Source organism: Collinsella aerofaciens (genome assembly GCF_039752955.1).
Taxonomy (GTDB): domain Bacteria; phylum Actinomycetota; class Coriobacteriia; order Coriobacteriales; family Coriobacteriaceae; genus Collinsella; species Collinsella aerofaciens_BI.
On record NZ_JBDMHB010000028.1, the window covers coordinates 1 to 6064 of the forward strand.

Consider the following 6064-nt stretch of genomic DNA (forward strand, 5'->3'; position numbering starts at 1 on the left):
TCCCTCTTGGGCCTGAGCACCTCGACGACGTTGTACCCGAGCTCCACGAGCCTCCTCGTCAGCCCGGCCCCGTACGATGCCGTGCCCTCGACGCCGACGACCATGCAGCTCCCCGGGTCGCCTATCGCCTCCGCCAGCCTGTCGTAGCCCTCGGGGTCGGCCCCGAAGCTCCCGCTCCAGATCTTCCTCCCGAGGCCGTCGAGCAGGCACAGGACATGCACGTCCTTGTGCGTGTCGACGCCCGCGATGACCGTTTCGCCTTCCATTTTCGCTCCCCTCGGTCTGCCGCCTGCCCCGCGCCCGGGTCTCCCAGACATTGCACTGACGGGAGCGCTACAATCCAATTGGCTTGTCCGATTGTCCGCGCTCATGCTCCTATTAGGTCATGGCAGGACTCCGGGACGCGGATGCCGGGGCGAGACAGGTCGGATTTGAGGACGGCCGAAGAGGCGTCAGCAGGTCAGTGGGTCATCGTCCCGGCATTCAGCATCAGGGTAGCGCTGCGACGCGGAAATCGCGCGCTGTTGACGCGCCCCCGCAGTGCCCGCTTCCCCCAAGGACAATTATCAGTGCAGGTAGAAAGCTTGCCGATTTTTGAAATAGCCGGCTATGGTTGACCTCTGTGACCAAAACGTAGTAGATAGCCCCTTTTCGTGGTACAGCAACAGATCAGTCTATTTAGGACGGGGCTTACTTGACTACTTTCGCCACCCTGATGCCCCTCCAGTCAAAAAGTAGTCAAAAAAGCTCCGTCCCAAATTAGCTACCTTGCTCTGGCGGGCGGGAGCAGGTAAGATATACCGAGCGCCTAGCGCGTTCGATGGGTTCGGATGACGACATGTTCCGAATCTGGTCAGGTCCGGAAGGAAGCAGCCATAAGGAGCCTCTGTCGGGCATCCGAATCCATCGAGCGCACGGGCGCTTTTTTGGTGCCGCGATGCGGTCCCGGTGCCGGCGGGCTGTTTGGTGTCTCGCTGGTCCTCGGCTTTGCCTGCGGGATCGCTCGACTACCAAACAGCCCGCCGGCACCGGGACCACTTCGTCCAAAAATCACCCGTAAAGGCGCATTTATCTGAATTAAATCTATCCCCTAAGGACTGCGGCTTGCTAGTGTTGTCTGGGCATTGATGGCTGCGTGCTTCAAGAGACAGTGGCATTACAGTCTGTTTTTACAAGTAAAGAGGCTCGTTTCCCTAGGTTGGGGAAACGGACCTCTTTTTGTCTCTGGGTTTGTAGATTGGCGAAGGCGATATGCTCTGTCGACTATTTTGAGTTCTTGATGCGGCGTGTGGCTGTGGCGGTTATTCCGAGGCCTGCGGCGGCGATTCCTGCGAGTGCGATTGCGCTCGGCGCTGTGTCGCCCGTGTTCGCGAGCTTGCCGGTGGTCGTATTTGCTTGCTTGGTGGAGCTCGATGGAGCGTCTTTGCCGGTCGCGGGCGAGCTGGCGGGCTGCGCCGTCTCGGCCGGCTGCGCTGAGCTGGAGGGTTTTGTCGTCTCGGCGGGTTTCGTTATCTCGGGCGAGGTGGCCTTGTCTGCCGCGGCTTTTGCCTCTTCGTATGCCTTGCAGGCGTCGTCATAGGCCGTTTGCGCTTTTTTCAAATTGTCGAGGAGCGCATCTCGCCAGGCTGTGAACCGGTCGATATCGGCTTTATATTTCTCTACAGCACGTTCACAGTCATTAACTCGTCTTTCCTGATTTCTGAGGCGGTACTGGAACTCGCGGAGCTCCGTTTCGCAAGAGTTTACATGCGTTTTTGTCGATCTGATCTCACTGTGCAACTGCTTTATTTGCTGTTTAACAGTTTCGACAAACTCCTCGTAGCCGAGTGCTTCGAGTGTCTTAAGCATCTCAAGTTTCTTGTCTAATTCTGCCTGGAGCTCGCTTACCCGGTTGATGGCCCCGTCGTATTTGGCTTGGGCTGCATCGATGTCCGCTTGCATGGTGGGAAGGAGTTCCCTCTCTTCGGCGGCTTGCGCCGCCATCTTGTCGCGGAGCTCTTGAAAACGGGCAATGTCATCATTGAATCTCGCAATTTTCTCGGGACTTGCGGCGTTTTTTGCGGCCTCGAGTTTTTTGAGCGCTTCCTGCATGGCTGCATACGCTTTTTCTTTTGCGGCGGCCGCATCTTCTGTCTGCGGGGCGCCCGAATTGCCGCTGGTGGCGCTCGTCTGCGAAACGGCCGCACCGGTGGGGGAACTGGTTTCTGCCGCGATCGCCGTTGCGGGGGCGATTACCGCGACAAGTGCCGCGGAAAGGGCGATGCCCACAGTTGCTCGTCTTGCTCTTCTTGCGAGAATGTCGTTCATCTCGGCACCTCATTTCAAGGGTCGGCGACTAACTTGGTAGCACTAATGTAAGTATACCAAGCGGTCGACCCGACACTGGCTGGGTGTGCGCGTATACCCCTCTGAAAACCGAATCCCATTAGAAATGACGAGTTGTTTACGCTTCTTTTGGGTTCACCGTACTATCATGATTCGAATTGAGTGTGAATGATGATAGGGAGCGCCTATACATGATTGAGCTGCTCAGGCGTTTTGGTGGTAAGTTTCGCCGGTATATGGTGATCGGCCCAGCGTGCAAGCTGATCGAAGTGATTTTTGACCTGCTGACGCCGCTGGTGATTGCCCAGATGATCGATAAGGGCATCGGCGCACGCGATGTGAACGCTGTCGTCCACTACGGCATGGTGCTTGGCGCTATGGCCGTGATCGGCATCTCGTTTACGCTCGTCTGCCAAAAGATGGCGGCGCTGACATCGCAGGGCATGGGCACCGACATTCGCGGCGCGCTCTACAAGCACATCAACAAGCTGAGCTATGCCGAGCTCGACCGCTTTGGCACGCCGTCGCTCATCACACGCATTACCAACGATGTCAACCAGGTGCAGCTTGCCGTGGCGCTGGGCGTGCGCATGCTCATCCGCTGGCCCTTCCTGGCGGTGGGCTCCATGTGCGCGGCCCTTGCCATCGACCTTAAGCTCGGCATCATCTTTTTGATCTGCACGCCCGCCATTGGCCTGGTGTTTTGGTTTGTCATTGCGCGCTGCATTCCGTACTACAAGCAGCTGCAGGCAAAGCTCGACCGCATCGCGCTCATTTGCCGCGAGGGGCTTTCGGGCGCCCGCGTGGTTCGCGCCTTTGTGCGCGAGGACCACGAGCGCGAGCGCTTTGCCCAAGCCGCCGATGACCAGGCCAATACTGCCATCGCGGTGGGCAAGCTCTCGTCGATTCTCAACCCCGTCACGTTTCTTGTGATGAACCTGGGCGTGTGCGCCATCCTGTGGGTGGGCGGCATCCAGGTCAACGTGGGCGAGCTCACGCAGGGCCAGGTCATGGCGTTTGTGAACTACATGACGCAGACCCTGACCTCCATCGTGTACGTCGCCAACCTGGTCGTGGTCTTTACCAAGGCGAGCGCCAGTGCGTCGCGTATCAACGAGGCGCTCAATTGCGTGCCGAGCATCACCGACGAGGATAACGAGCCGGTCGCACTGCCCCAGACACCCGCGACGGACGTCGGCGCCCCGGTCTCCGCGCTGAGCTTTGACCATGCGAACTTCTCGTTTGGCGTGGGCGCGGTAAATGCCGTGAGCGATGTGACCCTGGAGCTCCCGCTGGGCAAGATGCTTGGCATTATCGGCGGTACGGGTAGCGGCAAGTCCACGCTCGTCTCGCTCATCCCGCGCCTGTACGATGCGAGCACCGGCAGCGTGAGCGTGATGGGCTCCGACGTGCGTGCCTGGCCGCTCGATCAGCTGCGCCATGTGGTCGCGACCGTCCCGCAACGCGCGTCGCTGGTGAGCGGCACGATCCGCAGCAACCTGACCTGGCGTGACGAGTCGGCGACCGACGAGGAGCTCTGGGCGGCGCTCGACACGGCGCAGGCGAGCGAGTTCGTGCGCAACAAGCCGCAGGGGCTCGATACCCCGGTCGAGGCGGGCGGTAAGAACTTCAGCGGTGGCCAACGCCAGCGCCTGACCATCGCGCGCGCCCTGGTGGGCTCGCCTCAGATATTGATCATGGACGATTCTGCCTCGGCGCTCGACTTTAAGACCGACGCGGCGCTTCGCCATGCCATCCGCGAGCGCAGTGTGCGCGGTGCCGCCGAGGGCGGGCTGCCGCTCACGACCGTCATCGTGAGCCAACGTGTCTCGACCGTTCGCGATGCCGACATGATCTGCGTACTCGACCACGGCTCGGTTGCGGACCTGGGCACGCATGACGAGCTGTACGCGACCTGCCAGCTCTATCGCGAGATTTGCCAGTCGCAGCTGCGCCGCGAAGAGCTCGAGGGCCAGCAGGGGAGCACGACGCCCGCGTCCGCTCCGACCGCCCCTGCATCCGTCTGCGCAAAGGAGGGCTGCTAAATGAATCCGTACACTTCCTCCGGTTCGGTCGCCACGATGACGGCCAACGTGTCCGGTAACGATAACCTCAACGACCTGGGCGACGGTCCGCGCCAGCCCGGCGATCCCGAGCGCTATCCCGTGGGTGCGGTGACCCGCCGCCTGCTGGGCTATGTTCGCCCGCACCGCGTCTCGTTTGTGGCATCGTTTTTGAGTGCCGCCGTCTCGGTGATCCTGCAGCTCTACACGCCCATTCTCATCGGCGAGGGCATCGACCTGATTGTTGCCGCCGGGCAGGTGGACTTTGACGCACTGCTGCCGCTCGTTACCAAGCTCGCGATTGTCGTCGTAGGTGCTGCGGCCTTCCAGTGGCTACAGGGCTACTGCGTCAACCGCCTGTCCTACGAGACGGTGCGCGATATGCGCGTGGAGGCGAGCGATAAGCTCAGCCGCATGCCGCTCAGCTTTATCGACAGCCATGCCCACGGCGACCTTATGAGCCGCGTGGTCAACGACGTCGACCAGGTGGGCGACGGTCTGCTGCAGGGCTTCACGCAGCTCTTCACCGGTGTTATTACCATCGTGGGCACGCTCGCGTTTATGCTCTCCATTAACCTGACCATGACGCTCGTGGTGGTACTCGTCACGCCGCTTTCCATTTTTGCAGCTGGTGCTATTGCCAAGCTCTCCAACAAGAGCTTTACGGCGCAGCAGCGTATTCAGGGTCAGCTTGGCGGCCATATCGAGGAGTACGTGGGCGAGCAGAAGCTTGTCGACGCCTTTGCCTATGGCTCGAACGCTCAGCAACGCTTCGATGCCCTCAATGCCGAGCTCTACACCGCGGGCGAGCGCGCGCAGTTTATGGGTTCGCTCTCCAACCCCGGCACGCGCTTTATCAATAACATCATCTATGCCGTGGTCGCTGTGATCGGCTGCGTGGGCGTGATCACGGGCGTGCCCGCGGCGCTTACGGTGGGCGGCGTGCAGATCTTCCTGTCCTATGCCAACCAGTACACCAAGCCGTTCAACGAGGTCACCAACGTCATTACGCAGATCCAGACCGCGTACGCCTCGGCGCGCCGCATGTTTGCGCTGCTCGATGCGCGCGAGCAGGAGCCCGACGCGCCAGATGCCGTGGAGCTTGCCGCACCGCAGGGCGAGGTCGCCCTTGAGCATGTGGACTTTAGCTACGTGCCCGACCGCAAGCTGCTGCAGGACATCTGTATTGAGGCTAAGCCCGGCATGCGCTTTGCCCTGGTCGGCCCTACGGGCTGTGGCAAGACGACGCTCATCAACTTGCTGCTGCGCTTTTACGATATCGATGCCGGTCGCATTGCGGTCGATGGCCGTTCCTCGCGTGACTACACGCGCGCAAGCCTGCGCCGTGCCTTTGGCATGGTGCTGCAGGACACTTGGCTGTTCGAGGGCACGGTGGCGGAAAACATCGCCTACGGCTGTCCTGACGCCACGCGCGAGCAGGTTATCGAGGCGGGCAAGCGCGCGCATGCGCACAAGTTTATCGTGCAGCTGCCAGGCGGCTACGATACGGTCATCGGCGAGGACGGCGGCACGTTTAGCCAGGGTCAAAAACAGCTGCTGTGCATCGCGCGCGTCATGCTCACCGACCCGGCTATCTTGCTGCTGGACGAGGCAACGTCGAGTATCGATACCCGTACCGAGCTGCAGGTGCAGGCGGCATTCGACGAGCTTATGGC

The 6064-nt window shown here is 60.8% G+C and carries 4 protein-coding genes and 1 other RNA gene; 3 read left to right on the forward strand and 2 right to left on the reverse strand.

The features are described from left to right. Positions 1 to 266 (reverse strand): IS110 family transposase (locus tag ABHR75_RS06995; RefSeq protein ID WP_346963957.1); only part of this gene is annotated, 266 nt, incomplete at its 3' end. Positions 267 to 817: 551 nt separating this feature from the next. On the opposite strand from ABHR75_RS06995, the gene ffs reads away from it, so the two are divergent. Beyond that, an RNA gene (gene ffs, locus ABHR75_RS07000) (signal recognition particle sRNA small type) lies at positions 818 to 913 on the forward strand. A gap of 350 nt (positions 914 to 1263) precedes the next feature. Here ffs and ABHR75_RS07005 read toward each other — a convergent pair. Continuing rightward, on the reverse strand, positions 1264 to 2307 hold the full coding sequence (locus ABHR75_RS07005; RefSeq protein WP_346963958.1) for an LPXTG cell wall anchor domain-containing protein: 1044 nt from the start codon (positions 2305 to 2307) through the stop codon (positions 1264 to 1266). A 209-nt stretch (positions 2308 to 2516) separates the two neighbouring features. Between ABHR75_RS07005 and ABHR75_RS07010 the strand changes: the two genes are divergently transcribed. Together ABHR75_RS07010 and ABHR75_RS07015 are read left to right on the forward strand one after the other, a co-directional pair. Continuing rightward, entirely contained in the window at positions 2517 to 4370 is a 1854-nt protein-coding gene (locus ABHR75_RS07010) for an ABC transporter ATP-binding protein (protein ID WP_346963959.1), read from the forward strand. After that, positions 4371 to 6064, forward strand: a 1694-nt coding sequence (locus ABHR75_RS07015) for an ABC transporter ATP-binding protein (RefSeq protein ID WP_346963960.1), incomplete at its 3' end; no start/stop codon positions are given.